We start from the raw sequence: 26,527 nt of genomic DNA on the forward strand, positions 1-26,527 counted from the left end.
CCCATCAATCAGCCACAACTCTGGCGTCGTGGGGTCGGACACGGTATTCCGGGAACCATGAAGAAATTGATCGGTGACGTCGACGACGTCGTCCTCGACACCCTGCGCGGCATGGCGGCCGCACATCCGTCCCTGCGGGTCGATCTGGACCAGCGGATCATCGTCCGGGCCGACGCTCCGCGTACCGGCAAGGTCGGGTTGATCTCCGGAGGAGGCTCCGGCCATGAGCCGCTGCACGGGGGTTTCGTCGGGTACGGCATGCTCGACGCCGCCTGTCCCGGCGAGGTCTTCACCTCACCGGTGCCCGACCAGATCCTCGCCGCGACCACCGCGGCGTCCGGCGGCGCCGGGGTCGTCCACATTGTGAAGAACTACACCGGTGACGTCCTGAACTTCCAGATGGCCGCCGAACTCGCCGAGGATGAGGACGTCGAGGTCGTGCCCGTCGTGATCGACGACGACGTGGCGGTGCAGGACAGCACGTTCACCGCCGGACGGCGGGGCACCGGGGCGACCCTCTTCGCGGAGAAGACCGCCGGGGCGCTGGCCGAGGCCGGCGGCTCTCTGCAGGACGTCGCCGCCGTCGCCCGCGAGGTCAACGAGCGGACCCGTTCGTTCGGGGTCGCGCTGACCGCCTGCACCGTCCCCGCCGCCGGGCGTCCCACGTTCGAGCTCGCCGACGACGAGATGGAACTGGGCATCGGCATCCACGGCGAACCCGGCCGGGAGCGCACGAAACTCCGCCCCGCCCCGGAGATCGTCGATGTGGCCCTGTCGGCGATCAACGACGACATGCCGCTGTCCGGGTCCGAGGTCCTCGTCATGGTCAACGGCATGGGCGGCACGCCGCTCATGGAGCTGTACGGCGCGTACGCGGCAGCGGCCGAATGGTTGGGCGGGCACGGCGTCACGGTGGCGCGCTCCCTCGTCGGCAACTATGTGACCAGCCTGGAGATGGCCGGCGTCATGGTCTCGGTCCTGCGCCTCACACCGCAGCTCACCGAGCTGTGGGACGCGCCGGTGGAGACGCCCGGCCTGCGGTGGGGACGCTGATGGACGCACGCCGTTGGATGGAACGCTTCGCCGAACTGGTCGCGGCGGACGCCGACCGCCTCACGAGGCTCGACGCCGCGATCGGCGACGGAGACCACGGCGCCAACCTCAACCGCGGTATGCGGGCGGCCGTCGAGGCCCTCGGCCCCGGCCTGCCGCCCGGCAAGGTGCTGATGACCGCTGGCCGAACACTCATATCCAAGACCGGCGGGGCGTCCGGGCCGTTGTACGGCGGCGCGCTGCGCCGGGCGGGCAAGGCCCTCGGCGACGCCGACGACGTGGACGCAGCCGCTCTCAGCGCCGCCCTGCAGGCCGCCCTGGACGCCGTACGGGACCTGGGCAAGGCCGTCGAAGGGGACAAGACGATGGTCGACGCCCTCGCCCCCGCGGTGCAGGCGTACGGTGCCGCCGCCGGGGACGGGGTGGCGACCGCCGCGCAGGCGGCCCTGGAAGCCGCGGAGAAGGGCGCTGAGGCCACGGTCCCGATGCAGGCGCGCAAGGGACGGGCCAGCTACCTCGGACCCCGCAGCATCGGCCACCTGGACCCCGGCGCCGCCTCCACGGTGCTGCTGTTCCGCGCCCTCGCCGAGGCGTCCGACGACGCAGCCTGAGAGCGACCGGCCGGGCTCGGAGCCCGGGTTATGGACCGGTTGAGTGGGCCTCTTTTGGATCTGTTCACCGGGCCGTAGCGGGCACCAGGGTGGAGCGTGCGCCGCGAGGCCCGGTGAGGCGCCGGCGGCGCGGTGACCGTGCGGGCGCGGCGTGAGGATCCGCCGCGACCTGCCCCTTTTCCGAACCGCGGAGGCCGGGTGTGGAAGCAGCGATCAACGAGTTGGACCGATGGCTCAGGCACGAGTTCGTCGACCTCAACACCGAACTGGAAGAGGCGTACTTCGCGGCGCGAAGCGAGATCCTCGACGGCCCGGACCTCGAGAAGACCAAACGGGCGATCCTGGAGGACGGCGGGACGCTCATCGCCCGGATCGTAGGTACCGGCCGGATCCCGGCCGACGCCCGGGAGAGGTATCGGCTCCTCGGCGCCGTCGGCTTCTACCTGGCGGCCTGCCGCAGACACGAGGTGGAGAGCGGCGGGGAACCGCTCGCGACCGCGTGGTCGCTCGCGAACCGGCTTGGCTCGTCGCTCGGCGTCGCCCCCAGGTTCGTGTTCGCGCACCAGTCGATCCACAACCCGGCGGTCCGCGGCACGTTCCTGACCTTCACCTCGCTCCGCGACGAGGAGGTGTTCATCCGAGGTAACGCGCTGCCGGTCCTGGCCTACCAGCGGGCGGCCGACGCGCTGCGCCGGATCCCGCCGATGGGGGTCTCGAGCCCGATGGCGACGTACCTGTTCGACCAGGCGCGGGCGGCGCTCGACGACGTGCTGCGCTTCAACCGGACGCTCGGCGACGAACTCGATCCCGACCGGTTCTTCCTCAACATCCGCCCGTACTTCAAGACCTACCGCGTCGGCGCGGTGGAGTACCGGGGCGCCAACGCCGGCGACTTCGCCGCGATCAACGAGATCGACCTTCTGCTCGGGCTGTGCGACGCCGCGGACCCCTTCTACCAGCACGTCCTTGCCGAGAAGTACCCCTACGTCCCGCCTGAGGACCAAGGCCGCCTGCGGGCCGCCGCCCTCGCCGAACCGCTGCTCGCCGCCTTCCTCCGCGAAGCGGCGGCGGGATCGGCCGGCGAGCGGCTCCGGCCGAACGGGGAGCTGTTCCTCGAGGTCTGCCGGGCGCACGCGGCCGCGTACACCTACCATCACCACAGGCTGGTCAAGCCGTTCCTCGAGCGGCCTGCCGAGGACGCGCTCCCGGACCGCCGGGAGGACATTACGGCCAGCGGACCGCCCCTCGACGTCGTGATCGGCGGGCTCGCGCGGCTGAGCGACCTCCGCGCGGCCCGCGACCGGCCGGGCCTGACCACCGCACGCGCCTCCCTGGACCGGCTCCGGGCCCTCCTGGCGACGGGTCCTTGAAGCGACGAGACGCGGGGCCGTTCGCGCGGCTTGCACCTGACGTGACGTCACGGCCTAACGTCCAGGCCATGACGCCGACAGACGCGGAATCGGGCCGGACCATGCCGGTGGGGGAGCTGGCCCGGACGACCGGGCTGACCGTACGGACCCTCCACCACTACGACCGGCTCGGCCTGCTGTCGCCCGCCCGTGACCGGGCCGGGCGACGGCGCTACGGCCCCGCCGAGGTCCGCCGGCTGCACCGGATCCTCGCCCTGCGCGGCTTCGGGCTGTCCCTGGCCGAGATCGCCGAGGTACTGGACGGCACGGGGGCCGACCTACCGGCGCTGCTGCACCGGCAGCTCCGGCAGACCGAGGAACGGATCGCGGCGGCCCGGCGGCTCCGTCGCACCCTGCTGGCCGTCATCGGCGCGTCGGCCCCGAACGACGAGGGGGCCGACCCGCCGGTCGAGGAACTCGTCGAACTGATCGAAGGGATGGTCGCGATGGACCGCAGGTTGACACCCGAGCAGCTCGAGCAGATGACGCGGCAGCGCGAGGAGATGAGGGCCAGGCTGACTCCGGCCGAGGTCGAGGAGCTCCAGCGGCAGCGGGCCGAAGCGACGGCCATGCTCAGCCCGGAGGAGCTGGAGGAGATGCGGAGGCAGCGCCAGAGCCTCCTTCCGGACGGCATCGGCTGACCTGGCCGGTTCCCGGCACGCCTACCGGCGCGATTAGGGCGTTGTGCGGCTCATGTTCGGAATGCGAGAACATCGGGACATGAGCACCGTCGGAATCGTGCTGATCTCGCACAGCCGTGCGCTGGCCGAGGGAGCCGCCGAACTCGCCGCCCAGATGGGCGTCGGAGAGGTCACCGTACGGCCCGCCGGAGGCGACGGCGAGGGCGGACTGGGCACCAGCATCGACCTGGTCGAGCGGGCCGTACGGGAGGCCGACGGCGGCTCCGGGGTCGTGCTGATCGCCGACCTCGGCTCCTCGGTGCTGACCGCCCGCACCTATCTGGAAGATCTCGAGGACGCCCGCGCCGGCCGTCCCGGCGAGCCCGAGACGAAGATCGTGCTGGCCGACGCGCCGTTCGTCGAGGGCTCCGTCGCGGCGGCCTCGGCCTCGGCCGGGGGCGCCGACGTCGCCGACGTCGCCCGCGCCGCCCACGAGGCGTACGCCTTCCGCAAGACCTGACCCATTGACCCCTGCGGAGCCTCTGTTCGAAGGGCTCCACAGGGTTCACGTCAGGCCCGGAGGAACTTCGCGACCGGCTCGGCCTGGCCGAAGATGGCGTGACCCACCTCGGGGAGCAGATTCACAGTCGAGTGTGAGACGCACTCGCGGACGCGCCGCGCGGTCTGACGCGAGTCGAACATGGCGTCACGGCCGCCGACGATGACGAGTACGGGCATGGTGAGGCCGCGCAACGCGTCGTCGGGGAACACCGGGAGCCTCTCCCTGCGCGGGTTGAAGTGCGTGAACGTCAGAACGACGGCGTCGAGCGCCTGCCGGTCCCTCTCCCCGTCCAGGCCTGCGACGGCCATCGCCGACTCGCGCAGTCCACCACGCCGGAACGGGCGGGTCAGCAGGGCCTTGAAGATCCAGCCGACCTTCTGCCGTCCCACGCCGCCGGGGCACATCAACGCCAGGCGAGTCACTCGTTCTGGACGGCGGATGGCGTAGTCCAGGGCCATCCAGCCGCCGAGGGAGACGGCGGCGAACGCGGCGTCGGTGATCTCGAGCCCGTCCAGTACGTCGTCCAGCCAGAGTGACAGGGCGTCGGAGCCCAGGGCGGGACGCGAGGGCGCGCTCAGGCCCGGCTCGCCGACGAGGTCGACGGCGTACGTGCGGAAGTTCTGAGACCAGGTGGCGATGTCTCCCCGCCACATCGACGCGTTCGCGCCCGAGCCGTGCAGCAGCACGAGGGGCGGCGCGTCCCGGGGGCCGGAGACGAGGACGAAGGTCTCGCCCTCGCGAGTCGGCACCCGCACGTGCTCGGCCGGAACGGGCCAGGCGTCCAGCACGTGCCGGTAGTGGTCGAGGAGCTCGCGTCGACCGGCCTCGGACTTGTAGATCGTGGTCATGCCGCCTGCACCGCCGGCCTCTCGTTGAGATCTGTACATCTTGTCATCCATCACTCCCTAACGTACGCGATTAAGGGAGCGATAGGGAAGTTTAGGTAATCCACTCTCGGTCGCGAAGCGCGGTGCCCGGTGTGACCGGATGGGCGCATCGGACTCGGAGTGTCGCCGTCAGGGAATACCCTTCATTGAGTGTCGACGCTCGTAAGCCACCCTCTTCTCGACGGACTCAACGACGCCCAGCGCGCGGCGGTCGCCCATCAGGGCGGTCCGCTGCTGATCGTCGCGGGTGCGGGGTCGGGCAAGACCCGGGTCCTCACCCACCGCATCGCCTACCTGCTCGGGGAGCGGGGCGCGCAGCCCGGTGAGATCCTCGCGATCACCTTCACCAACAAGGCCGCCGGGGAGATGAAGGAGCGCGTCGACGCGCTCGTCGGGCCGCGGTCGCGGGCGATGTGGGTGATGACGTTTCACTCCGCCTGCGTGCGCATCCTGCGCCGGGAGGCGAAGCGGCTCGGCTTCCCGTCCGGCTTCTCGATCTACGACCAGGCCGACTCGCAGCGGCTGATGGCGCTGGTCTGCCGCGAGCTCGACCTGGATTCCAAGCGCTACCCGCCGCGGAGCTTCTCCGCGCAGGTCTCCAACCTGAAGAACGAGCTGATCGACTACGAGACCTTCCGCGGTCAGGCCTCGACGCACATGGAGAAGACCCTCGCCGAGGCGTACGAGACCTACCAGACCCGGCTGCGGCAGGCCGGGGCGATGGACTTCGACGACCTGATCATGACGACGGTCAACCTGCTGCAGGCCTTCCCCGACGTCGCCGAGCACTACCGGCGGCGGTTCCGGCACGTCCTCGTCGACGAGTACCAGGACACCAACCACGCGCAGTACGTCCTGGTCCGCGAGCTGGTCGGACAGCCGGGTGACGACGACGACCTGCCGCCCGCCGAGCTGTGCGTGGTCGGCGACGCCGACCAGTCGATCTACGCCTTCCGCGGCGCGACGATCCGCAACATCCTGGAGTTCGAGCGCGACTACCCCGACGCGGCCGTCATCCTGCTCGAGCAGAACTACCGCTCGACCCAGACGATCCTGTCGGCGGCCAACGCGGTGATCGAGCGCAACGCCGACCGCAAGCCCAAGCGCCTGTGGTCCGATCAGGGCGAGGGCCCGAAGGTCATCGGGTACGTCGCGGACAACGAGCACGACGAGGCGGCGTTCGTCGCCCAGGAGATCGACCGGCTCAGCGACGAGGAGGAGGTCGCGGCCGGGGACGTCGCGGTGTTCTACCGCACCAACGCCCAGTCGCGTGTCTACGAAGAGGTCTTCATCCGGGTCGGCCTGCCGTACAAGGTCGTCGGCGGTGTCCGGTTCTACGAGCGCAAGGAGATCCGCGACCTGCTGGCCTACCTCCGGGTGCTCGGCAACCCCGAGGACACCGTCAGCCTCCGCCGCGTCCTCAACGTTCCCAAGCGGGGCATCGGTGACCGCGCCGAGGCGTGCGTGGAGGTCCTCGCCGGCCGTGAGCGCATCTCGTTCTGGCAGGCGCTGCGCCGCGCCGAGGAGGCCCCCGGCATCGCCACCCGCTCGCTGAAGCAGATCAAGGACTTCGTCGCGCTCCTGGACGAGCTGGGCGAGATGGTCGACACCGCGACGCCGACCGAGCTGATCGAGGCGATCCTGACCAAGAGCGGCTACCTCGCGGAGCTGGAGGCCTCCCGCGACCCGCAGGACGAGACCCGCATCGAGAACCTCCGCGAGCTGGAGTCGGTGGCGGCCGAGTTCGAGGAGCGCTTCACCGCCGGAGTGGCCGCTCCGGCCGGTGACGAGGAGGAGGCCGCGGCGCCCGCCGGTGCCGAGGGACGCCTCGTCGAGTTCCTCGAGCAGGTGGCGCTGGTCGCCGACGCCGACCAGATCCCCGGCGGAGAGGCGGGCGTCGTCCCGCCGAGCGACCGCGGGCCGGAGGGCGTCGTCACGCTGATGACCCTGCACACCGCCAAGGGCCTGGAGTTCCCGGTCGTGTTCCTCACCGGCATGGAGGACGGCGTCTTCCCCCACCTGCGCTCGCTCGGCGACGCGAAGCAGCTGGAGGAGGAGCGGCGGCTCGCGTACGTCGGCATCACCCGCGCCCGGCAGCGGCTCTACGTCTCCCGCGCGACGATGCGCAGCTCGTGGGGCGCCCCCTCGTATAACCCGCCGTCGCGGTTCCTCTCCGAGATCCCCGACAAGCTCGTCGAGTGGAAGGGCGGCGGTCAGGGCGCGCAGGCCACTCCCGCCATGGCGTCGCTCTCACAGCGGCCGGGGGTGCGCTCACCGGGCAACCGCGCGGTGCCCGCCCTGTCCGCCGGCGACCGGGTGTCCCATGATTCGTTCGGTCTCGGTACGGTCGTGGCGGTCGACGGAGCCGGCGAGAAGGCGGCCGCCACCGTCGACTTCGGCGGCGAGTACGGGGTGAAGCGCTTCGTCCTCCGGTACGCGCCGATCGAGAAGTTGTAAAAGTTCACGGCTTTCGTGGCCGGATGCGGGCGTCGACATGAGACGCGTGGACCTGCATGATGCACGTGGGGAGCACCTGCGGCCCGTTGGGAGGAAAATGGGGCGGTTCGCGCGGCGTCTCCTTGTCGCGGTCGTGTCCGCGGTGAGTACGGCCGTTCTCACGTCATCGGTCCTGGCGTCGCCCGCTTCGGCCGCCGATCAGCCGGTCGTGTCTCCGGTCGTCGCCGACCGGCCGGTCGTGTTTCCGGCCGGCACCTACCACGTTCCCACCTACCGACCGGCTCCGGCCACGTCACGGCTGGTCGTCTGCAAACCGGGCGGAAACCTCACCGGCCTGGCGCAGCAGCTGGCCGAGGAGTGCGCCTACCACGACATTCAGGCGGCCGTCGACGCGGTCCGGCAGCGCGGCACGACGATCTACGTCCTGCCGGGCACCTACCGGGAGCAGCCGAGCCTGGCCACCCCGTCCGGGCCGTGCCGCGCGCTCGCCGACCGCACCACCCTGTCGTACGAGCAGCAGCACGCCTGCCCGCACCTACGGAACCTGATCAACGTCTCCGGCCTGGACGACCTGCAGATCGAGGGCGTCGGCGCCGGGGTCGTCGTCGAGGGCGACAAGCCGATCGGCATCCGCGCCGACCGCGCCGACGGCTTCTACCTGCGGGGCGTCACGGTCAAGGGCTTCGCCGAGGACGGCGTCGCCGTCGTCGAGACCGACGGATACGTCCTCGACCAGGTCGCCGCGCTGAACGACGGCGAGCACGGACTCGCGGCGTACGGCACCGACCACGGAGTGATCGCCGACTGCGAGGCGTCCGGCAACGGCGACGCGGGCATCGCCACGGCGTCCGCATCCGACCAGCGTGGCAACCGGCTGTCCGTGGAGATCCGCGGCTGCCGTTCCCACGGCAACCTCATCGGCTACTCCGGAACGGCCGGCGACTCGGTGTACGTCCACGACAACGAGTTCTCCGCCAACGCCACCGGCGCGGTGCTCGACAGCAGCGCGCAGGCGGTGGGCATGCCGCAGAACCACGCGATGTTCGTCGCCAACCGGGTGTTCTCCAACAACGCCGACCCTTACCGCGACTGCGGGACGAAGTGCCCGGCACGGGCGGTCCCGGTCGGCACCGGCATGCTGCTGGCGGGCGGCGACGAGAACACCTACGCGAGCAACTTCGTCTACGACAACTGGCGCTACGGCATCGCTCAGCACTGGATCCCGGCGAGCCGCCGCGGCGAGACCGACCCCGCCAAGCAGCGGGACACCTCGCACGGCAACCGGTACGTCGGAAACCTCATGGGCGTGACGCCCTCCGGCGGGCGCGCGTCGAACGGCGTCGACTTCTGGTGGGACGAACAGGGCGACGGCAACTGCTGGCAGAACAACGCCTCTTCGTGGGGGCGGCCGCGCAGCGACCCGGCGGCACTGCCGGACTGCGACCACCCTTCATCCGGTGGCCCGTACGCCCAGCTGGGCAACCCCGCCAAGACCTCCGTCGTGACGGCCTGCGCCGCCTACACGCCCCACAGCCGAGACCCGAAGGGCTGCACCTGGCTCACCACGCCACCGCGTCCCGCGGCCTGATCCGCCGGCACCCGGGGCGGTCGATGGAGTCTCCCCGTATTACGGCTATCGTGCGGGACATCCACGCACCCCGGTAGGAGGCAGTAATGGCGGGTCCGATCCGCGTCGTCATCGCCAAGCCCGGTCTCGACGGCCATGATCGCGGCGCGAAGGTCGTCGCCCGCGCGCTGCGCGACGCCGGTATGGAGGTCATCTACACCGGGCTGCACCAGACCCCCGAGCAGATCGTCGAGGCGGCACTGCAGGAGGACGCCGACGGCATCGGACTGTCCATCCTGTCCGGCGCGCACATGACGCTGTGCGCCAAGGTCCTCGATCTGCTCAAGGACCGCGACGCCCTCGACATCACGGTCTTCGTCGGCGGGATCATCCCCGACGCCGACATCCCCGAGTTGGAGAAGCTCGGCATCCCGAAGGTCTTCACGCCCGGCGCGACCACCCAGGAGATCGCCGAGTGGGTCCGCGCCAACGTCGGCAAGGACTGACCAGGGCCGGCGCCTGTCGCGCAGTAGGCCGGCGGGGCTTTGAGACAGACAGGCTTTGAGACAGGCCCTAACTCGGCGGGACGGGCAGGGGAGACTGCTCGGCCGCGAGCGCCAGGACGACCAGTGACGAGGTCCAGCCGAGCGGGGCGACCCCGGCCTGGGCGCCGTGGTCGTCGACCTTCTCCGGGAAGGACCCCAGCGAGGTCCGGTGCGTGATGAGCCAGCCGAGCCAGTCGCGTACGCCCTTGGTGTCGCCGATCGCTGCGGCCTCGAGCGCGAACAGCCCGGTCTCCGGGGTCCACGCGGCGCTGGCGCCGAACACCTCGCCGGGCACCGCCCCGCCGTACGGCAGCCGCAGCCGGTCGCGGATCCGGGCCACGGCGGACAGTACGCCGGGTGCGGGTGTCGCGAACGGCGGGGCCAGGAAGGCGACGGAGGCGTCCACCGCGCCGCCGCGGATCGGTGACCGAGGATAGCCGTACGGCCCGAACCGCCGCTCGATGCCGTCGGCCAGCCGATCGGCGGCCCGGTCCCAGCGCCGCGCCTCGTCGGCGTCGGAACGGGCGGTGGCCAGTGCGGCGGCGGCCCGCAGCCCGGCCAGCATGGGCGCGGAGACGCCGAGCGTCGCCGCGTGCGGCAGCTGCTCCCGCGACGGGCTGCGTTCCCAGTAGTCCGGTGACGGCGGAGGCAGGCCGTCGGCGCGCAGGGCGGACGCCGCCCGGTCGGCCGCGCGGCGGACCATCGGCCACAGCGTGTCCAGGTTGGCCGCCGCGGGGTCCTTCTCGTACAGGAACCAGGTCGCCCACAGCACCCAGCCGAGGCTGTCGAGCTGGACGTCCCGGCCGTCCGTGACGGCCGTACCGTCGGGCAGGTACCGGGCGGCCCACAGCCCCGTGGGGGCCTGGGCGCGGGCGAGGAAGTACAGCACCCGCTGGGCGTCGCCGCCGTGCCCGGTGGCGGCGAACGCCGCCGCGGTGAACGCGCCGTCACGCGGCCACACGTAGTTCCACGCGCCGTACCAGGACGCGGTGGAGGCGCCGTTCGGCAGCGTCAGCATGCGCAGGTCGAGCAGGGCGCGGCCGGCCGCCTCGCGCTCCTCGGCCGTGCGGCCGGGCACGGCGCCCGAGGCCAGCCACGCCTGGTCGGAGCGCACCGCGTCGGCCACCCGGGGATCGTCGCGGCTCAGCGTCTGCGGCGCACGGCCGCCGAACGGGATCAGCCGCGCCCTGCCGTCCGGGAGCAGCAGGACGGCGCTGCCGGGGATGTACGACGCGCCCGCCGCGTCCTCCGGGGCGACCGCGGCGCGGGCGAACGGCCAGCCCGTGCCGATCAGGCCGGGGCTGCGCCACGGGTCGGTGCCGGGCCGCGGCAGGGACGCGGCGCAGGTCGCGCTGAGCGCGGCCACGAGGAGGAGAAGGGCGACGCGGCGCACCCTCCGTGCGGTCATCCGCGTCACCGGCGTACCCCCTGTCCCCTGTCGAGTCTCACCGACGGCTCCTGCGATCCATGGCGTTCCAGTACACCAAAGCCTGGCGGCCACTTTGACGACATCCGTTCCTTACCCGGTCGTCATCTATGGAATGGGCTCGGCCGGACCCACCGGCCCAGCGTGTATACCGGAAGGACTAGGCTGCCTGGTCGGAGCGGACCGCTGGACGCGGTCGTTATCTGTCGATCCCGTTAAGGACGGACCCCCGTGGACCTGTTCGAACATCAGGCGAAGGAGCTCTTCGCGGAGTACGGCGTCCCGGTCCCCACCGGCAAGATCGCCACGACGGCGGAGGAGGCCCGCGCGATCGCCGATGAGTTCGCCGCGGCCGGCACCTCGCGCGTCGTCGTCAAGGCGCAGGTGAAGACCGGCGGCCGTGGCAAGGCCGGTGGCGTGAAGGTGGCCGACTCGCCCGCCGACGCCGAGGAGAAGGCACGCCAGATCCTCGGCATGGACATCAAGGGCCACACGGTCCACAAGGTCCTCGTCGAAGAGGCCAGTGCCATCGCCCAGGAGTTCTACTTCTCGTTCCTGCTCGACCGCGCGAACCGGACGTTCCTGTCCATCTGCTCGGTCGAAGGCGGCATGGAGATCGAGGAGGTCGCCGCGACCAACCCGGACGCGGTGGCCCAGCTGCCGATCTCGGCCCTGGCCGGCGTCGACCGGGCCAGGGCCCGTGAGATCGCGTCCGCCGGGCGGCTGCCGGCCGAGGCCCTGGACGGCGCGGCCGAGCTCATCGAACGGCTGTGGGCCGTCTTCGTCGACGAGGACGCCACCCTGGTCGAGGTGAACCCGCTGATCCTCACCGCCGACGGCCGGGTCGTGGCCCTCGACGGCAAGGTCACCCTCGACGACAACGCGACCTTCCGTCAGCAGGAGCACGTCGCGCTGGAGGACAAGGCCGCGACCGACCCGCTCGAGGCGAAGGCCAAGGAGAAGGACCTCAACTACGTCAAGCTCGACGGCAGCGTCGGCATCATCGGTAACGGCGCAGGCCTGGTCATGTCCACGCTCGACGTCGTCGCCTACGCGGGCGAGCAGTACGGCGGCCAGAAGCCGGCCAACTTCCTCGACATCGGCGGCGGCGCCTCGGCCGAGGTCATGGCCAACGGCATGGAGATCGTGCTCGGCGACCCGAGCGTGAAGAGCGTCTTCATCAACGTGTTCGGCGGCATCACCTCCGGTGACGCCGTCGCGAACGGCATCGTCCAGGCCGTCAAGCTGCTGGGCGACCGTGGCGAGACCGTCGACCGGCCGATCGTCGTCCGGCTCGACGGGAACAACGCCGAGGAGGGCCGGCGCATCCTCAACGAGGCCGCGATTCCGGTCATCGAGCAGGTAGAGACCATGGACGAAGCGGCGCGGCGCGCCGCCGAGCTGGCCGCGCAGGGGGCATGAGATGGCGATCTGGCTGACCGAGAACAGCAAGGTCATCGTCCAGGGGATGACCGGTGGTGAGGGTTCCAAGCACACCGCCCGCATGCTGCGCGCCGGCACGAATGTCGTCGGCGGCGTCAACGCCCGCAAGGCCGGGCAGACCGTCACGCACGAGGGCCGGGACCTGCCGGTGTTCGGCACCGTCGCGGAGGCGATGGAGCGGACCGGCGCGGACGTGTCCGTGGTCTTCGTGCCGCCGAAGTTCACCAAGGACGCCGTCGTCGAGGCCATCGACGCGGAGATCCCGCTGTGCATCGTGATCACCGAGGGCATCCCGGTGCACGACAGCACCTGGGCCTGGGGGCACGCGGTCGAGAAGGGCGGCAAGACCCGCATCATCGGCCCCAACTGCCCCGGCATCGCCTCGCCGGGCAAGTCGAACGCCGGCATCATTCCGGCCGACATCACCACGCCCGGCCGCATCGGCCTGGTCAGCAAGTCGGGCACGCTGACCTACCAGATGATGTACGAGCTGCGGGACATCGGCTTCTCGACGTGCGTCGGCATCGGCGGTGACCCGGTCATCGGCACCACGCACATCGACGCCCTGGAGGCCTTCCAGGCCGACCCCGAGACCGACGCCATCGTGATGATCGGTGAGATCGGCGGTGACGCCGAGGAGCGTGCCGCCGCGTACATCGAGCAGCACGTCACCAAGCCGGTCGTGGGGTACGTCGCGGGCTTCACCGCGCCCGAGGGCAAGACGATGGGCCACGCCGGCGCGATCGTCTCCGGCTCGTCCGGCACCGCCCAGGCGAAGAAGGAGGCTCTGGAGAAGGTCGGCGTCCGCGTCGGCAAGACCCCGAGCGAGACCGCCCGCCTCATGCGCGAGATCATGTCCGCCTGATCCAAGGGCACTCACCGAAGACGCCCGGCCGGGGCCTCCCGGCACGGGCGTCTTCGCATGCGGCAGGGAAGGGCGACACGCCGGGCGGATGCGCGAGATCGCCGGTGCGGCGCTGCCAGCATGGTGAGGCCGTGGACCCGCGAGCAACTGAGGAGCGGTGAGCGCCCCATGTCCACCACCGAGCACGGCGAGCCGGATCTTGACGACGAGGAGTTCGACGACCCGGACGAGGCCGAACCGTCCCCGGTGACCGAGCCCGTCACCCGGCCGCTCGCCGTCACCGGCATCGTCGCCGCGGTGTGGTCGGCGGGCATCGGCCTGACCGTGCTCACCACGATCACCCTCATCGGCTGGATCGCCGCGCCGCGCAGCGCGCTCGGCACCGGCCTGCCAGGCGTCTTCCGCACGGCGGTCGGGTTCTGGCTCGTGTCCCACCACGCGGGGTTCACGGCACCGCACGGCCGGGTGGGGCTGCTGCCGCTCGGGCTGATGGTGCTGCCCGGCGCGCTGCTGTTCCGCAGCGGCGGATGGATCGCGCGGACCGGGCGGGTCCGGGGCCGTTACCGGATCGGCGTCGTGCACGCCGCGCTGGCGCTGGCCGTCCCGTACGCGGTGCTGTCGGGGCTGCTCGCACTCTTGGCGCGCTCGTCGGTCGTACGGCCGTCGGCGTGGCAGGCGCTGCTGCTGTGCTTCCCGCTGGCCCTGTGCGCCGGAGGCCTCGGGGCGGCGCGCGCCCTCGTCTCGACGACCAACCGTGCCCCCTGGGTGGCGATGCTCGGGCTGCTGCCCCGGCGCGCCCGCTCGGTGGCCGCCGGAGCCACCGGCGCGACCGCCGTGCTGCTCGGCTCCGGGGTTGTGATCTTCCTGGCCTCCCTGCTGTACCACCTGCCACAGGCCAAGAACCTCTTCGAGGTCCTCAAGCCGGGCGTGGTCGGGGGGATCCTGGTGTTCCTCATCGCACTCGTCTACCTGCCCAACGCGGCGCTGTGGGCGGTCGCGTACGCCGTGGGGCCGGGCTTCTCGGTGGGGGCGGGTACGAGCGTGTCGCCGTCGGGGGTGTTCCTCGGCATGATCCCGGCGTTCCCGTCGCTCGCCGCGCTGCCGGAGCCGGGGCCGGCACCGGTCGTCTCGTTGTTCGCGCTGGCCGTGCCGTTCATCGCCGGAGCCGTCGGTGGCGTCCTCACGATCCGGTACCTGCCCGCGGCGACGACCGAGGCCGCGCCGCTGTGGGGGTTCGTGTCGGGGGCGCTGACCGGCGGCGTGATCGCCTTCCTGGCGGCGCTGTCCGGCGGGCCGCTCGGCGGCGGGCGGATGGCCGTCATGGGGCCCTCCGCGTGGCAGACCGGGCTCCTGGCCGCGCTGGAGGTGGGGGTCTCGGCCGCGATCGCCGCCTGGGTGACCAACTGGCGGCTGCTGCGCCGCGTTCCGCCCGCCGCGGCCACCGCGCCGGCCGAGGAGCACGAGGAGCCGGAGACCGAGGAGGTCGAGTTCGAGGACCCGGAGCCGGTGCTGTCGTCGATCGACGAGCCGTCGCTCCCCGAGGGCGTCATCCCGATCTCGCGGGCCGCCGAGGCGGGCCGGCTCCGCGAGGAACCCGGATCGGGGAAGGTCTCCCGGCTGCGGCGGCCCCCGCGCGATCGCTGAACGCCGGGCGTTCGGCGCCGGGAACGCCGAACGCCCGGCTCAGACTCCGAGCGCCGAGCCGATCCGAACGCTGAACGGTCAGCTCAGGACCCGAGTGCCGGACGATCGGCTCAGAACCAGGAGTCGTACCGGTGCAGCGAGTCCTTCGGCATGTGCAGCCGGCGCTCGATCTTCGGGAAGTACTTGTTCTGGCAGGTCTGCTTGTCGTCGAAGGTGAGGGCCGACTCGCGGCACTTCGTGTAGCCGCTGAGCTCGTTCCACATCACGGCGGTCAGCGCGATCGAGAAGGCACAGAAGACCAGCCCGATCGAACCGAGGACCACACCGGCGACCGCGCCCGGCGCCGGGGCCAGCACCCGCCGGGCCCGCTTGCGGGACCGCACACCCGTGACCACCGCCGCGACGGACAACAGCAGTCCGGCGGGGAGGAACAGGAACGTCAGCACGAGCCCGGCGATCCCCAGGATCAGCGCACGCGGGCCGCCGCGCTCGGGCGCGGTCGGCGGCAGCGGCGGCCGGGACGGCGGCTCGGGACGCTGCGTCCGCGGCTCGGCCTGGTCAGGGCCTGGCTCGTCACTCGCGGGACGCATGCTCGGCGGCACGGGTGGCGAGTCGGGGAGCTGCGTCTGTGGCCCGGCCTGGTCGGGGCCTGGCGCGTCACTCACTGGTCCTCCTGGTGTCGGCTGAGCCTAGCCGTGCGGCGGCCGATAGGCTGGTACGGCCCGCCCACCAGTCGTTCCTGGGAGTCACGGTGTCCGCCCGGCTCGTCGTCCTCGTCTCCGGTGCGGGGACCAACCTACAAGCGCTGCTCGACGCGTGTGTCGATCCAGCTTATGGCGCTCGGATCACTGCCGTGGGCGCCGATCGTGACGATATCGAAGGGCTGCGCCGTGCCGAGCGCGTCGGCGTGCCGACCTTCGTCGTCCGTCTCAAAGACCATCCGACCCGGGACGCGTGGGATGCCGCGCTCACTGGCGCGGTCGACGCGTACGCCCCTGACCTGGTCGTCTCCGCCGGCTTCATGAAGATCCTCGGCAAGCGGTTCCTCGACCGCTTCGCCGGCCGGGTCATCAACACGCACCCCGCGCTGCTGCCGTCCTTCCCGGGCACGCACGGCGCGCGCGAGGCGCTGGATTACGGCGTGAAGGTGACCGGCTGCACCGCGCACTTCGTGGACGCCGGGGTCGACACCGGCCCGATCGTCGCCCAGGAGGCCGTGCCCGTCCTGGACGACGACGATGAAGAGTCGCTGCACGAGCGGATCAAGGCGGTCGAACGCCCCCTGCTCGTGCGGACCGTGGGCCGACTGGTCCGCGAAGGATGGACCATCGAGAACAGGAAAGTGAGGATCGGGTGACCCGCATCACGATCAAGCGGGCGCTGATCAGCGTCTACGACAAGACCGGCCTCGAAGGGCTCGCCAAGGGCCTTCACCAGGCCGGCGTGGAGATCGTCTCGACGGGGTCGACCGCCGCCCGCATCGCCGACGCGGGCGTCCCGGTCATGAAGGTCGAGAAGCTCACCGGCTTTCCCGAGTGCCTCGACGGCCGCGTCAAGACACTGCACCCGAAGGTGCACGCCGGCCTCCTCGCCGACCGCCGCAACCCGGACCACGTCCAGCAGCTCGAGGACCTGCACGTCGAGCCGTTCGACCTGCTGATCTCCAACCTCTACCCGTTCCGGGAGACGGTCGCCTCCGGCGCCACCCCGGACGAGATCGTCGAGCAGATCGACATCGGCGGCCCGGCCATGGTGCGCGCCGCCGCCAAGAACCACCAGAGCGTCGCCGTGGTCGTCGACCCGGCCGCGTACGACCAGGTCCTGGAGGCCGTCCGCCGCGGCGGGTTCGAACTGGAGGAGCGCAAGCGGCTCGCGGCGGCGGCGTACGCCCACACCGCGGCGTACGACGTGGCCGTGGCGTCGTGGTTCGCGAGCGCGTACGCGCCGGACAGCGACAGCCGCTGGCCGGACGTCATCGGCGCGGTCCGTACCCGCAAGGCCGTCCTCCGCTACGGGGAGAACCCGCACCAGGAGGCGGCGCTCTACACCGACGGCGAGGGCGGCCTGGCCGGTGCCGAGCAGCTGCACGGCAAGGAGATGTCCTACAACAACTACGTCGACGCCGACGCGGCCCGCCGCGCCGCGTACGACTTCGCCGAGCCGTGCGTCGCGATCATCAAGCACGCCAACCCGTGCGGCATCGCGGTCGGCGCCGACATCGCCGAGGCGCACCGCAAGGCGCACGCCTGCGACCCGGGCTCGGCGTACGGCGGCGTGATCGCCACCAACCGGCCGGTGTCGGCCGAGATGGCCCGCCAGCTCGCCGACATCTTCACCGAGGTGATCGTCGCCCCCGGGTTCGACGAGGAGGCCCTGGCGCTGCTTACGGCCAAGAAGAAGAACCTCCGGCTGCTGGTCTGCCCGGAGGGCCCCGCCGCCCAGGTCGACACCCGGCAGATCGACGGCGGGCTCCTCGCCCAGACGCGGGACCGGATCGACGCCCCCGGCGACGACCCGGCGACGTGGGAGCTCCGGACGGGGCAGGCCGCCGACGAGGCCACCCTCCGCGACCTGGCGTTCGCGTGGCGGGCCTGCCGGTCGGTGAAGTCCAACGCCATCCTGCTCGCCGCCGACGGCGCGACCGTCGGTGTCGGGATGGGCCAGGTCAACCGGGTCGACTCCGCGCGCCTCGCGGTCTCGCGGGCCGGTGACCGCACGACCGGGGCGGTGGGCGCCTCCGACGCCTTCTTCCCCTTCGCGGACGGTCTTCAGGTGCTCGTGGACGCCGGAGTCACGGCTATTGTCGAACCCGGCGGGTCGATCCATGACGAAGAGGTGATCGAGGCGGCCGCCAAGGCCGGCATCACCCTCTACTTCACCGGGGTCCGCCACTTCTTCCACTGACCCCATCCGGTCGCCGGGGCCCTGTCCCCGGCGACCGCAGCCCCCAGGGAGACATCGTGCCCAACGGGTTCCTCGAGTTCAGCGTGGCCGTCATCGCCCGGAGCGCGACGCTCACCGACGAGATCCGTCCGCTGATCGGTCTCGTCGCCGCCGTGCTGGCCGCCGTTCTCGCGGGGTCCGCGAGCTGGCACCTCACCGACCGCGTCGTCGCCTGGCGGCAGCGGGCCGACCAGGACGAGCTGTAGGTTCCCACGCCTGAAAGGATTGACCCGTGAGCGCACGAATTCTCGACGGCAAGGCGACCGCCGCGGCGATCCGCGCGGAGCTGAAGGTACGCATCGACGCGCTGCGCGAGCGGGGGATCGTCCCCGGTCTGGGCACCGTGCTCGTCGGCGAGGACCCGGGGAGCATGGCGTACGTCGCGGGCAAGCACCGCGACTGCGCCGAGGTGGGGATCGCCAGCATCCGGCGTGACCTCCCGGCGACCGCCACGCAGGCCGAGGTCGAGGCGGTCGTCGACGAGCTCAACGCCGACCCGGCGTGCACCGGCTACATCGTCCAGCTGCCGCTCCCGAAGGGCCTGGACGAGCAGCGGGTCCTCGAGCGCATCGACCCGGTCAAGGACGCCGACGGCCTGCACCCGGTCAACCTCGGGCGTCTCGTCCTGATGCAGCCCGGGGCGCTGCCGTGCACCCCGCGCGGCATCGTCGAGCTGCTGGGCCGCCACGACGTACCGCTGCGGGGTGCCGACGTGACCGTCATCGGCCGGGGCATCACGGTGGGCCGGGCCCTGGGCCTGTTGCTCACGCGCCGGTCGGAGAACGCCACCGTCACCACCTGCCACACCGGGACGAAGGACCTCGCCGCGCACACCCGCGGGGCCGACATCATCGTGGTGGCCGCCGGCGTTCCGGGCCTGCTCACCGCCGACATGGTCAAGCCCGGCGCGGCCGTGCTCGACGTCGGCATCACGCGCACCGACGAGGGTCTCGTCGGCGACGTCCACCCCGGCGTTCGCGACGTCGCCGCCTGGGTCGCGCCCATGCCCGGGGGAGTGGGCCCCATGACCCGGGCGATGCTGCTGGCCAACGTCGTCGAGGCCGCGGAGAAGTCCGCGACCTGAGGGCTGCCGCCGAGCGGGTCCCGGGGCGGCGAAGCGTTGGCGCACCACCACCCCGGGGCCGACGATCGGCTCGGCGCACCCCGGGGCGTACGAGGGTGTGGTCATCGGGCTCCGGAAACCTAGCGGCGCCCCCACACGTACGGAGTGTGGGTCAGCCGGCCGGGCGCGGTCGGCTGTCCGAGAGCCGACGCGCTGCGGCGGCGCGACGGGCGCACCACTCCGGGCCCGGCGGTCTCCGTGAGCTCAGCTGGCACGGCGTCCCGGGGCGGTCGGCTGGCCGGGAGCGGTCGGCTGACGTGGCTGCGGCGGCGTGCCCGGTCGAGATGCCTCCGGGCGACGGGCCGGCTCCGGCGGACGGCCGCCCTGGGGCGGCACGTGGACGGGCGGCAGCGGGCGGACCAGCCCGAGCGCGATGACCTCGTTCGCCAGCCGGGTGCGGCGGTTGGCGCCTTCCGGGATGCGGAACTTCTGGTACAGCCGCAGCAGGTGCTGCTTGACCGCCGCCTCCGTCACCACCAGGTCGGTGGCGATCTCACGGGCCGTGGCGGGCGCGACGAACGCCTCGTCCGACAGGGCGGGGCGGCACAGCGCCGTCAGCACGTCGATCTCACGACGCGTCAGCTCCGGGGCGACGGCACGGCGCAACTCGACGTCCGGGTCGACGTCCTCGCGCGGTATGCCGCCCATCCGGCACCGCGCTGCGCCGAAGCTCACCACGTCACCGTCCTCGAGCACACGGCGCGCGATCGGCCGCCCGTTCACCCGCGTGCCGTTGCGCGACAGGCCGAGGTCCACGACGTAGACGTACGGACCGCGGCGGACCAGTTCGGCGTGCAACCGCGAGACGCTCGGTTCGTCGAGGCGAATGTCCACACCACGACCTCGCCCGATCGTCGTGACCTCGGAGCGCAGTGGCAGTACCGTGCCGGTTTCTTCGATCCGTATATACGGGCCCTCCACAGCGGTCCCTCCAGTAGTTAGCGACCCCTGTCTGCCTGGTTACCCGGACCGGCCATGGTCACACCCGCCTACCGGTGGGTAGGACCGAGTACACCGGAGATTACGGGACATCCGACCCGTCCGAAAGAGGCCACGAAGACCTCTGCGGCGCGGAGGAAGCGAGGCGTCCATGGGCACGCCGTCGAAGGGGCTCGCCGATGTCGTCGCCGCTTCCACCGTGCTCAGCGACATCGACGGCGCACGCGGCCTCCTGTCCTACCGGGGCTACGACATCCACGATCTGGCCGGGAGAATCTCGTTTGAAGAGTGCGTGCACCTCCTCCACCATGGGTCGCTGCCCGACCGCCCCGCGCTCACGGTCATGCAGGACCGCCTGGCCGAGGGCAGGGCGCTCGGCGGCCTCGTCACCGGCGCCCTCGACGACGTCGCGCGGACCCAGACGCCGATGGAGGCACTGCGGACGCTCGTCTCCCTGTCCAGCGCGGACGACCCCGACGCCGGCAGCAACGAGCCCGCGGCCGACCTGCGCAAGGCGGCCCGGCTGACGGGCCGGCAGCCCGTCCTCGTGGCGTGCTACCACGCCGCCCGCCGCGGAGCGACCGTCGCGGACGCCGACCCCGCGCTCGGCGTCGCCGGCACCTTCCTGCTCCAGCTCACCGGACGGCATCCGCCCCGCCGCGACGTGGAGATCTTCGACGAGTGCCTGGTCCTGCACGCCGACCACACGATGAACGCCTCCACCTTCGCCGCCCGCGTCTGCGCGGCGACCCTGTCGGACATGCACTCGGCGATCGTCGCCGCGATCGGCACGCTGAAGGGCCCCCTGCACGGCGGTGCCAACGAACAGGTCATGCGCATGCTGGAGACCATCGGCAGCGCCGCCGAGGCGCCGTCGGCCGTACGGTCACGGCTCGACGCCGGGCAGAAGATCCCCGGATTCGGGCACCGCGTCTACAAGACCGAGGATCCCCGCGCCACGCACCTGCGCGGCCTGACGCGCGAACTCGCGGACCGCACCGGCGACGACCGCTGGTGGACCGTGTCGTGCCGGGTCGAGGAGACCGTCTTCGCGGAGAAGGGCCTGTTCCCCAACGTCGACTTCTACGCCGCGTCCGTCTACCGGGGTCTCGGCATCCCCACCGACCTGTTCACGGCGGTGTTCTCCATGAGCCGGATGGCCGGCTGGACCGCCCACGTCATCGAGCAGCACGCCGACAATCGGCTGATCCGGCCCGACAGCGAGTACGTCGGCGAACACGACCGTACGTGGGTCCCTCTCGAGGAGCGGTGAGCGGGCACGCGCGGGCGCTGCCAAGATAGAGGACATGTCGGAGCAGTACGGGCCACCGGAGTCACGCGATGCGCCCTCGACGGGCGTCCCCTCAGCCGGCCAGCCCGCGCCCGGGCCGCGGACGCCGCCGTCCCCCCGCCGGGCGCAGCGGGCGCAGGCCCGCCCGGCCGTGCCGCGATGGCTGGGCCAGCTGCCGTACGTCTTCGTGCTCTGCGGGGTCGCGGCCGGCCTGGCCGTCGTCGCGACCAACCACTTCCGGCGCGGCAGCATGCTGATCGCCGCCGCGGTGTTCATCGGCGCGCTCGCCCGGCTGGTGCTCCCGGAGAGCCAGGCCGGCATGCTCGCCGTACGCCCTCGGTGGGTCGACGTCCTGCTCATGACGGCCGCCGCGGTCGGTGTCACGCTTGTCGCGTTCGTCGCGAAGGGGACTCCGGGCTGAGGGAGTCACCCCATCTCCTTGCTCGACCCGCGGAGTGGGATGATGCAGGCTGCAGGTAAGGAGCCCGTAGCGAAACTGGAAAATGTGCGCCAGGTCACTCATGTTGATCGAAATCTTCACCCCAACGCGGTCGCCGCACGTAACGACGTGTCTCCGCGGGGGTGGGTCGCATTCCAGCTCGCTGAACAGCCGGCGCTCCGCGAAACCGTCTTGTCGATAGGAAACGCGAGGGATCGACTGAGACCTGCTGAGGGCGGCCGACCCCGCCCATCTGTCTCGATATGAGAGTTGCTGACGAATGTTGTTGAGCGTGAAGCGGAGTACCCGGTGACTGATTCGACCATCATCTACACGCACACGGACGAGGCACCCGCCCTGGCGACGTATTCGTTCCTGCCTGTGATCCAGGCATACGCCTCGACCGCCGGCGTCACCGTGGAGACCCGTGACATCTCCCTGGCCGGGCGCATCATCGCCGCCTTCCCGGAGTACCTCACGGAGGACCAGCGCATCCCGGACGCGCTCGCCGAACTCGGCGAGCTGGTCGACACCCCCGGTGCGAACGTCATCAAGCTGCCGAACATCTCGGCCTCGATCCCGCAGCTGAAGGCCGCGATCGCCGAGCTGCGCGAGCAGGGCTACGCGCTGCCGGACTACCCGGACGATCCGAAGACCGATGAGCAGCGCGAGGTCCGGGCCCGGTACGACAGGATCAAGGGCAGCGCGGTGAACCCGGTGCTGCGCCAGGGCAACTCCGACCGCCGGGCCCCCGCGTCGGTCAAGAACTACGCCAAGACCCACCCGCATCGCATGGGCGCCTGGACGGCGGAGTCGAAGACGAACGTCGCGCACATGACGGCCGACGACTTCTGCTCCACCGAGAAGTCCGCGGTGATCGCCGAGGCGGGCTCGCTGCGGATCGAGCTCGTGGGCGACGACGGTTCCACCACCGTCCTGCGCGAATCGGTACCCGTCCTGGCGGGCGAGGTCGTCGACGCGTCCGTCATGCGGGTCGCGGCGTTGCGGGAGTTCCTCACCGCGCAGGTCGCGCGCGCCAAGGCCGAGGGCGTGCTGTTCTCGGTGCACCTGAAGGCCACGATGATGAAGGTCTCCGACCCGATCATCTTCGGCCACATGGTGCGCGTCTTCTTCCCGAACACGTTCGCCAAGTACGGCGAGACGCTCGCGGGGGCCGGCCTGACGCCGAACGACGGCCTCGGTGGGATCTTCCGGGGCCTGAAGTCGCTGCCCGACGGCGAGGAGATCAAGGCGTCCTTCGACGCCGAACTCGCCGCAGGCCCGGACCTCGCGATGGTCGACTCCGACCGGGGGATCACCAACCTGCACGTCCCCAGCGACGTCATCGTCGACGCCTCGATGCCGGCGATGATCCGCACCTCCGGCCACATGTGGGGCCCGGACGGCCAGGAGCACGACACGCTCGCCGTCATCCCGGACAGCAGCTACGCCGGTGTCTACCAGGTCGTCATCGACGACTGCCGGGCGAACGGCGCCTTCGACCCGTCGACGATGGGCTCGGTTCCGAACGTCGGCCTGATGGCACAGCAGGCCGAGGAGTACGGCAGCCACGACAAGACCTTCGAGATCCCGACCACCGGTACGGTGCGGGTCCTCGACGAGGCCGGCAACGTCGTCCTCGAGCAGACGGTGAGCGCCGGCGACATCTTCCGCATGTGCCAGACCAAGGATGTGGCGATCAAGGACTGGGTCAAGCTCGCCGTCACCCGCGCCCGCGCGACCGGCGACCCGGCCGTGTTCTGGCTCGACCGGGACCGCGCGCACGACGCCTCCCTGATCGCCAAGATCGAGCGGTACCTGCCCGAGCACGACACCGCGGGCCTGCAGATCGAGATCAAGTCCCCCGTCGAGGCGACCGCCTTCTCCCTGGAGCGGATCCGCCGCGGCGAGAACACCATTTCCGTCACCGGCAACGTGCTGCGGGACTACCTGACCGACCTGTTCCCGATCCTGGAGCTGGGCACCAGCGCCAAGATGCTGTCGGTCGTGCCGCTCATCAACGGCGGCGGTCTGTTCGAGACGGGCGCCGGCGGCTCGGCGCCCAAGCACGTCCAGCAGCTCGTCAAGGAGAACTACCTGCGCTGGGACAGCCTCGGCGAGTTCCTCGCGCTCGCGGTCAGCTTCGAGCAGCTCGCGCAGACGACGGGCAACGCCCGCGCCCAGGTCCTCGCGGACACCCTCGACCGGGCCACGGAGACCTTCCTCAACGAGGACAAGTCCCCGACCCGCCGCCTGGGCGGCATCGACAACCGTGGCAGCCACTTCTACCTGGCCCTGTACTGGGCGCAGGAGCTGGCCAAGCAGGCCGATGACGCCGACCTGGCCAAGGCCTTCGTCCCGCTCGCCGAGACGCTGACCTCGCAGGAGCAGAAGATCGTCGACGAGCTGCTCGCGGTTCAGGGCTCCCCGGCCGACATCGGCGGCTACTACAACCCCGACCCGGCCAAGGCCGGAGCGGTCATGCGCCCGTCGCCGACGCTCAACGAGGCTCTCGCGACGCTCGCCTGACGCCCGGAGCGGCATCGCGTGACCTCACCGAGCCGACCGGCCCGACGAATCCCTCAGGATCGCCGGCGCCCGGTCGGCTCGTCCGCTTCCCGGCGTCTGGTCGCGGACGGTCAGAACAGCGCCGGTGGCTCGGCGGGCCGGAAAAGGGTCTGCCCCGGGCGCGCACCTTGCGGTGGGAGCGGATCCGGGGCGTACGTCGACGAGCCTACGACCCGGCGTGGCGAGACGAAGCCGGTTCCGGGGCGCCGGTAATCGAGCCGTGATGGCCGGTGCGGCGGGGCGATGGGGCGCGCGGTAGCCTGACGGCTGGAATATCTCGACGACGAGAGACCCGATCGAAGCTCCGCTCGGCGCTCGGCACGGGCCTCGTACCAGCTGGAGACCACGATGACTCGCACTCCCGTCAATGTCACCGTCACCGGGGCGGCCGGCCAGATCGGCTACGCCCTGCTCTTCCGCGTCGCCTCGGGGCAGCTGCTCGGCCCCGACGTACCCGTGCACCTGCGCCTGCTGGAGATCCCGCAGGCCGTCAAGGCCGCCGAGGGTACCGCGATGGAGCTCGACGACGCCGCCTTCCCGCTGCTCGCGGGCATCGACGTCACCGACGACGCGAAGAGGGCGTTCGACGGGACCAACGTCGCCCTGCTGGTCGGCGCGCGCCCGCGTACGAAGGGCATGGAGCGCGGTGACCTGCTCGAGGCCAACGGCGGCATCTTCAAGCCGCAGGGTGAGGCCATCAACGCCGGTGCCGCCGACGACGTGCGGGTGCTCGTGGTCGGCAACCCGGCCAACACCAACGCGCTGATCGCCAAGGCGCACGCGCCGGACGTCCCGGCCGACCGCTTCACGGCGATGACCCGCCTGGACCACAACCGCGCGATCGCGCAGCTCGCCAAGAAGCTGCAGGCGCCGGTGGCGGACATCAAGAAGATCGCCATCTGGGGCAACCACTCCGCGACGCAGTACCCCGACATCTTCCACGCCGAGGTCGGCGGCCGGAACGCCGCCGAGGCCGTGAACGACGAGGCCTGGCTGCGCGACACCTTCATCCCGACCGTCGCCAAGCGCGGCGCGGCCATCATCGAGGCCCGCGGCGCTTCGTCCGCGGCGTCGGCGGCCAGCGCGGCCGTCGACCACGTCCACGACTGGGTGAACGGCACCCCCGAGGGCGACTGGACCTCCATGGCCGTGGTCTCCGACGGCTCGTACGGCGTGCCGGAGGGCCTGGTCTCGTCCTTCCCGGTCGTGTGCAAGGACGGCAAGTGGGAGATCGTCCAGGGCCTGGACATCGACGCCTTCTCGCGGGAGCGCATCGACGCGTCAGTGCACGAGCTGGAAGAGGAGCGCGACGCGGTCCGTGACCTCGGACTGATCTGACCGCTCGCTCCGGTCCTCGATGATCCTCTGTGTAATCGAGTTGACGCGAAGAGTCACTTCTGTGACCCTTGCCGCCAGGAGGAACCTCATCAGGCCAAAGAGCCGACCCAAAAGCTTGGTCGGTTCCGTGCAGGCCGTCTGTTCAGGGCTGACGGGCGGAGACAGGGGCTTGGAGGGAAGAACTCACCGCAGCCAGCGGTCGCCTTTCGGTACCTGTAAACCCCCTACCGAGGAGGCGGAAACACCGTGGGAGTCATGGAGGACATCCAGGCCCGGGTCGCGAACCTAGAGCGGCGTATGGATGAGCATGACACCGTCCACGTGCTTGTGGCTGGGCAGGTCGAGCTCCGCCGGATGGTGGCGAAGCTGCTGGCTCAGTCCGAGGCGGACGGCCGCTCCTGACCTCGTCTCGCGCGAAGCGGTGAAAGGCCGCCGGGTTCCCCGTTGCGGGGTCCGGTGGCCTTTCGCATCCCTGGATCACTTGTCCGACAGGGCGGCCACGACCTGCTCTGCGACGGCTCAAGCCGAGGCCGGGTTCTGGCTGGTGACCAGGCGGCCGTCGCGCACGACGTTGGCCTGGAAGTCGTCTGCCGCGACGTGGATCGCGCCCAGTTCCTCCAGTCGCGACTGCCGGAGGAATGGCACGACGTCGGTCAGGCCGACCGCCTTCTTCTCGGAGTTTGTGAACGCGGCGACGCGCTTAGAGCCTGTTCACAGATGCTTAAGTGCGGGTCCGTAGAGGGCTGGGCCGATCTTGTTGATGTGGCCTTGGTGTGACCATTGGGACAGTTGGACGC

25 protein-coding genes are annotated in these 26,527 nt (G+C 71.3%); 20 read left to right on the plus strand and 5 right to left on the minus strand.

The window, feature by feature from the left end; genetic code table 11:
• The first annotated feature begins 57 nt into the window (after positions 1–57).
• From dhaK to dhaM, 5 genes are all read left to right on the plus strand, one after another.
• Positions 58–1,053: a dihydroxyacetone kinase subunit DhaK gene (dhaK, locus tag AB0I04_RS31335; protein ID WP_360892412.1), complete on the plus strand. Its 996-nt coding sequence runs from the start codon at positions 58–60 to the stop codon at positions 1,051–1,053.
• Positions 1,053–1,664 carry a dihydroxyacetone kinase subunit DhaL gene (gene dhaL, locus AB0I04_RS31340; protein ID WP_360892415.1) on the plus strand — a complete coding sequence of 204 codons (612 nt, stop codon included), beginning with the start codon at positions 1,053–1,055 and terminating at the stop codon, positions 1,662–1,664. Before dhaK ends, dhaL begins: the two co-directional genes overlap by 1 nt.
• 200 nt (positions 1,665–1,864) lie before the next feature.
• Positions 1,865–3,034 (plus strand): monodechloroaminopyrrolnitrin synthase PrnB family protein, encoded by a 1,170-nt coding sequence (locus AB0I04_RS31345; protein WP_360892418.1) that lies wholly within the window; start codon positions 1,865–1,867, stop codon positions 3,032–3,034.
• Between the two features lie 68 nt (positions 3,035–3,102).
• Positions 3,103–3,714 (plus strand): MerR family transcriptional regulator, encoded by a 612-nt coding sequence (locus tag AB0I04_RS31350; RefSeq protein ID WP_360892421.1) that lies wholly within the window; start codon positions 3,103–3,105, stop codon positions 3,712–3,714.
• Between the two features lie 79 nt (positions 3,715–3,793).
• Positions 3,794–4,213, plus strand: a complete 420-nt coding sequence (gene dhaM / locus AB0I04_RS31355; protein ID WP_360892424.1) for a dihydroxyacetone kinase phosphoryl donor subunit DhaM — start codon at positions 3,794–3,796, stop codon at positions 4,211–4,213.
• Between the two features lie 50 nt (positions 4,214–4,263).
• Here the strand turns inward: dhaM and AB0I04_RS31360 are convergent, their stop codons facing one another.
• The gene (locus tag AB0I04_RS31360; protein WP_360892427.1) at positions 4,264–5,103 is read right to left on the minus strand and encodes an alpha/beta fold hydrolase; all 840 of its coding nucleotides are present in this window, start codon (positions 5,101–5,103) and stop codon (positions 4,264–4,266) included.
• 189 nt (positions 5,104–5,292) lie between these two features.
• On the opposite strand from AB0I04_RS31360, the gene pcrA reads away from it, so the two are divergent.
• The 3 genes from pcrA to AB0I04_RS31375 all read left to right on the plus strand — a co-directional run bounded on the left by pcrA (position 5,293) and on the right by AB0I04_RS31375 (position 9,672).
• A complete protein-coding gene (pcrA, locus tag AB0I04_RS31365) occupies positions 5,293–7,599 on the plus strand; it encodes a DNA helicase PcrA (RefSeq protein WP_360892430.1) in 2,307 nt (768 codons plus the stop codon).
• Between the two features lie 97 nt (positions 7,600–7,696).
• The gene (locus AB0I04_RS31370; protein WP_360892433.1) at positions 7,697–9,187 is read left to right on the plus strand and encodes a right-handed parallel beta-helix repeat-containing protein; all 1,491 of its coding nucleotides are present in this window, start codon (positions 7,697–7,699) and stop codon (positions 9,185–9,187) included.
• Positions 9,188–9,273: 86 nt separating this feature from the next.
• Entirely contained in the window at positions 9,274–9,672 is a 399-nt protein-coding gene (locus AB0I04_RS31375) for a cobalamin B12-binding domain-containing protein (RefSeq protein WP_360892437.1), read from the plus strand.
• 67 nt (positions 9,673–9,739) lie between these two features.
• Here AB0I04_RS31375 and AB0I04_RS31380 read toward each other — a convergent pair whose 3' ends face one another.
• Complete coding sequence (locus AB0I04_RS31380; protein ID WP_360892440.1) at positions 9,740–11,119, minus strand: glycoside hydrolase family 15 protein; 1,380 nt, start codon at positions 11,117–11,119, stop codon at positions 9,740–9,742.
• A gap of 249 nt (positions 11,120–11,368) precedes the next feature.
• Between AB0I04_RS31380 and sucC the strand changes: the two genes are divergently transcribed.
• The 3 genes from sucC (at position 11,369) to AB0I04_RS31395 (ending at position 15,089) form a co-directional block, all read left to right on the plus strand.
• Positions 11,369–12,559: an ADP-forming succinate--CoA ligase subunit beta gene (gene sucC / locus AB0I04_RS31385; protein ID WP_360892443.1), complete on the plus strand. Its 1,191-nt coding sequence runs from the start codon at positions 11,369–11,371 to the stop codon at positions 12,557–12,559.
• Position 12,560: 1 nt separating this feature from the next.
• The gene (gene sucD, locus AB0I04_RS31390; protein WP_360892446.1) at positions 12,561–13,445 is read left to right on the plus strand and encodes a succinate--CoA ligase subunit alpha; all 885 of its coding nucleotides are present in this window, start codon (positions 12,561–12,563) and stop codon (positions 13,443–13,445) included.
• 168 nt (positions 13,446–13,613) lie between these two features.
• The gene (locus AB0I04_RS31395) at positions 13,614–15,089 is read left to right on the plus strand and encodes a DUF6350 family protein (protein ID WP_360892449.1); all 1,476 of its coding nucleotides are present in this window, start codon (positions 13,614–13,616) and stop codon (positions 15,087–15,089) included.
• A 110-nt stretch (positions 15,090–15,199) separates the two neighbouring features.
• Here the strand turns inward: AB0I04_RS31395 and AB0I04_RS31400 are convergent, their stop codons facing one another.
• Positions 15,200–15,754, minus strand: coding sequence for a DUF4190 domain-containing protein (locus tag AB0I04_RS31400; RefSeq protein ID WP_360892452.1), 555 nt, complete (start codon positions 15,752–15,754; stop codon positions 15,200–15,202).
• A gap of 86 nt (positions 15,755–15,840) precedes the next feature.
• On the opposite strand from AB0I04_RS31400, the gene purN reads away from it, so the two are divergent.
• The 4 genes from purN to AB0I04_RS31420 are packed head-to-tail and all read left to right on the plus strand — an operon-like array spanning position 15,841 to position 19,116.
• Positions 15,841–16,446, plus strand: a complete 606-nt coding sequence (gene purN / locus AB0I04_RS31405; RefSeq protein WP_360892454.1) for a phosphoribosylglycinamide formyltransferase — start codon at positions 15,841–15,843, stop codon at positions 16,444–16,446.
• Positions 16,443–17,993, plus strand: coding sequence for a bifunctional phosphoribosylaminoimidazolecarboxamide formyltransferase/IMP cyclohydrolase (gene purH / locus AB0I04_RS31410; RefSeq protein ID WP_360892457.1), 1,551 nt, complete (start codon positions 16,443–16,445; stop codon positions 17,991–17,993). The genes purN and purH overlap by 4 nt, the downstream gene beginning before the upstream one ends.
• 56 nt (positions 17,994–18,049) lie before the next feature.
• Complete coding sequence (locus AB0I04_RS31415; protein ID WP_360892460.1) at positions 18,050–18,238, plus strand: hypothetical protein; 189 nt, start codon at positions 18,050–18,052, stop codon at positions 18,236–18,238.
• Positions 18,239–18,264: 26 nt separating this feature from the next.
• Positions 18,265–19,116, plus strand: coding sequence for a bifunctional methylenetetrahydrofolate dehydrogenase/methenyltetrahydrofolate cyclohydrolase (locus AB0I04_RS31420; RefSeq protein ID WP_360892463.1), 852 nt, complete (start codon positions 18,265–18,267; stop codon positions 19,114–19,116).
• 243 nt (positions 19,117–19,359) lie between these two features.
• Here AB0I04_RS31420 and AB0I04_RS31425 read toward each other — a convergent pair whose 3' ends face one another.
• Positions 19,360–20,076 carry an FHA domain-containing protein gene (locus AB0I04_RS31425; protein ID WP_360892466.1) on the minus strand — a complete coding sequence of 239 codons (717 nt, stop codon included), beginning with the start codon at positions 20,074–20,076 and terminating at the stop codon, positions 19,360–19,362.
• Positions 20,077–20,245: 169 nt separating this feature from the next.
• Here AB0I04_RS31425 and AB0I04_RS31430 point away from each other — a divergent pair, with 169 nt between their 5' ends.
• From AB0I04_RS31430 to AB0I04_RS31450, 5 genes are all read left to right on the plus strand, one after another.
• Positions 20,246–21,367 carry a citrate/2-methylcitrate synthase gene (locus tag AB0I04_RS31430; protein ID WP_360892469.1) on the plus strand — a complete coding sequence of 374 codons (1,122 nt, stop codon included), beginning with the start codon at positions 20,246–20,248 and terminating at the stop codon, positions 21,365–21,367.
• 34 nt (positions 21,368–21,401) lie between these two features.
• Entirely contained in the window at positions 21,402–21,806 is a 405-nt protein-coding gene (locus tag AB0I04_RS31435) for a DUF3017 domain-containing protein (protein ID WP_360892472.1), read from the plus strand.
• A 327-nt stretch (positions 21,807–22,133) separates the two neighbouring features.
• Positions 22,134–24,353, plus strand: coding sequence for an NADP-dependent isocitrate dehydrogenase (locus tag AB0I04_RS31440; protein WP_360892475.1), 2,220 nt, complete (start codon positions 22,134–22,136; stop codon positions 24,351–24,353).
• 387 nt (positions 24,354–24,740) lie between these two features.
• Positions 24,741–25,730, plus strand: coding sequence for a malate dehydrogenase (locus AB0I04_RS31445; protein ID WP_360892478.1), 990 nt, complete (start codon positions 24,741–24,743; stop codon positions 25,728–25,730).
• 255 nt (positions 25,731–25,985) lie between these two features.
• Positions 25,986–26,132 (plus strand): hypothetical protein, encoded by a 147-nt coding sequence (locus AB0I04_RS31450; protein ID WP_360892481.1) that lies wholly within the window; start codon positions 25,986–25,988, stop codon positions 26,130–26,132.
• A 117-nt stretch (positions 26,133–26,249) separates the two neighbouring features.
• On the opposite strand, the gene AB0I04_RS31455 is transcribed toward AB0I04_RS31450, so the two are convergent.
• Entirely contained in the window at positions 26,250–26,375 is a 126-nt protein-coding gene (locus tag AB0I04_RS31455; protein WP_360892484.1) for a hypothetical protein, read from the minus strand.
• Positions 26,376–26,527: the final 152 nt, after the last annotated feature.

Origin of the sequence: Actinoallomurus sp. NPDC050550 (assembly GCF_040655075.1) — a bacterium.
In the GTDB taxonomy this organism is placed as follows: Bacteria; Actinomycetota; Actinomycetes; order Streptosporangiales; family Streptosporangiaceae; genus Actinoallomurus.

What these genes read in the sequence shown, in the direction of transcription:
- sucD (WP_360892446.1), top strand. Translation starts at nt 12,561, where the DNA reads ATGGCGATCTGGCTGACCGAGAACAGCAAGGTCATCGTCCAGGGGATG.
- AB0I04_RS31450 (WP_360892481.1), top strand. Translation starts at nt 25,986, where the DNA reads ATGGAGGACATCCAGGCCCGGGTCGCGAACCTAGAGCGGCGTATGGAT.
- AB0I04_RS31370 (WP_360892433.1), top strand. Translation starts at nt 7,697, where the DNA reads ATGGGGCGGTTCGCGCGGCGTCTCCTTGTCGCGGTCGTGTCCGCGGTG.
- AB0I04_RS31395 (WP_360892449.1), top strand. Translation starts at nt 13,614, where the DNA reads ATGTCCACCACCGAGCACGGCGAGCCGGATCTTGACGACGAGGAGTTC.
- dhaL (WP_360892415.1), top strand. Translation starts at nt 1,053, where the DNA reads ATGGACGCACGCCGTTGGATGGAACGCTTCGCCGAACTGGTCGCGGCG.
- dhaM (WP_360892424.1), top strand. Translation starts at nt 3,794, where the DNA reads ATGAGCACCGTCGGAATCGTGCTGATCTCGCACAGCCGTGCGCTGGCC.
- AB0I04_RS31350 (WP_360892421.1), top strand. Translation starts at nt 3,103, where the DNA reads ATGACGCCGACAGACGCGGAATCGGGCCGGACCATGCCGGTGGGGGAG.
- AB0I04_RS31430 (WP_360892469.1), top strand. Translation starts at nt 20,246, where the DNA reads ATGGGCACGCCGTCGAAGGGGCTCGCCGATGTCGTCGCCGCTTCCACC.
- dhaK (WP_360892412.1), top strand. Translation starts at nt 58, where the DNA reads ATGAAGAAATTGATCGGTGACGTCGACGACGTCGTCCTCGACACCCTG.
- AB0I04_RS31435 (WP_360892472.1), top strand. Translation starts at nt 21,402, where the DNA reads ATGTCGGAGCAGTACGGGCCACCGGAGTCACGCGATGCGCCCTCGACG.
- AB0I04_RS31360 (WP_360892427.1), bottom strand. Translation starts at nt 5,103, where the DNA reads ATGACCACGATCTACAAGTCCGAGGCCGGTCGACGCGAGCTCCTCGAC.
- AB0I04_RS31445 (WP_360892478.1), top strand. Translation starts at nt 24,741, where the DNA reads ATGACTCGCACTCCCGTCAATGTCACCGTCACCGGGGCGGCCGGCCAG.
- AB0I04_RS31380 (WP_360892440.1), bottom strand. Translation starts at nt 11,119, where the DNA reads ATGACCGCACGGAGGGTGCGCCGCGTCGCCCTTCTCCTCCTCGTGGCC.
- AB0I04_RS31375 (WP_360892437.1), top strand. Translation starts at nt 9,274, where the DNA reads ATGGCGGGTCCGATCCGCGTCGTCATCGCCAAGCCCGGTCTCGACGGC.